This window comes from Billgrantia kenyensis (assembly GCF_013697085.1).
In the GTDB taxonomy this organism is placed as follows: domain Bacteria; phylum Pseudomonadota; class Gammaproteobacteria; order Pseudomonadales; family Halomonadaceae; genus Halomonas; species Halomonas kenyensis.
Genome location: NZ_JACEFT010000076.1, coordinates 1 through 1,326 on the forward strand (window position 1 = coordinate 1; position 1,326 = coordinate 1,326).

The following is a 1,326-nucleotide window of genomic DNA, read 5'->3' on the forward strand; positions in this document are numbered from 1 at the left end:
TCCTCCTTGGGATCAGGAGACACCAGTCTGACGCGTGCTAATCAGCTGCAGAAGATGGGGTTTGTGGAGCGCTTACGGAGCGCCTGACACCGGATTTCAAGACGATCGCAGACTTCCGAAAGGATAACGGCGAGGCCATCCGCCGTGTCTGTCGAGAGTTCATCGTGCTTTGCCGGCGGCTGGATCTGTTCTCACAAGCCATCGTGGCCATTGATGGCAGCAAGTTCAAAGCCGTCAACAACCGCAACCGAAATTTCACGGCGACCAAGATGAAACGTCGCCTTGAGCAGATCGAAGAAAGCTTCAACCGGTACCTTGGTCAGCTTGATGCTGCCGACCGAGATGAGCCTGCTCTGGCCGAGGCCAAGACAGCGCACCTGAAGGAAAAGATCACGAAGCTCCGGGAAGAAACTGCTCGATTACAAGTAGTTGAGGAAGAGAGGCTGAAGTCTCCCGATCAGCAAGTATCTTTGACGGATCCGGATGCCAGAGCGATGGCCACAAGTGGCAGAGGTACCGGAAATGTGGGTTACAACGTACAGACTGCGGTCGATAGCCAGCACCATTTGATTGTGGCCCATGAGGTGACCAACGTCGGGCATGACCGGGGGCAGCTCTCTAACATGGCCAAGCAAGCGCGGGAGGCCACTGGCATCAAGGAGCTGAAGGTCGTGGCTGATAGAGGCTACTTCAAGGGCGAGGAGATTCTGGCCTGTCACAAGGAAGGGATCACTACCTATCTCCCCAAGCCGCTGACATCGCCAAGCCAGGCAAAGGGCTTTTTCCCAAGAGACGCATTTCGGTATCTCCCTGAAAGAAATGAATATTCCTGTCCCGCTGGACAGCGACTGACATGGCGGTATGAAACAATAGATAAAGGGATGAAGCTGCATGCTTATTGGAGTTCGGCATGTGCAACCTGCGCCATGAAAGAAAAATGCACGACTGACAAGCAACGACGAATCAAGCGTTGGGAGCACGAAGATGTGCTTGAGGCTGCGCAGTCACGACTCGATTGGAATCCAGAGATGATGCGCCTGAGGCGAAAAACAGTGGAACATCCGTTTGGGACGCTGAAGGCGTGGATGGGGGCGACACACTTCACGACGAAGCGGCTCAGAAATGTGAGCACGGAAATGAGTCTTCATGTGTTGGCGTACAACTTGAAGCGTGTCATAAAGATATTGGGAGTCAATGAGTTGATGAGGGTTACGAGGGCGTAACAGCCCTTTTTCTCATATTTTCAAGGGGGCGGTCTCAAGTCCCAAGCGCAACACTATTGAAGGGTGTCCGGTCCAGCGACTGATTTCTTGAGCACCTCGGAAT

The 1,326-nt window shown here is 53.5% G+C and carries 1 pseudogene; it reads left to right on the forward strand.

Features of this window, described 5'->3' with window-relative positions:
* Window positions 1-71: 71 nt before the first annotated feature.
* Window positions 72-1,223: pseudogene (locus H1D44_RS20645) on the forward strand (IS1182 family transposase); the annotation flags it as partial.
* Between the last annotated feature and the right edge of the window lie 103 nt (window positions 1,224-1,326).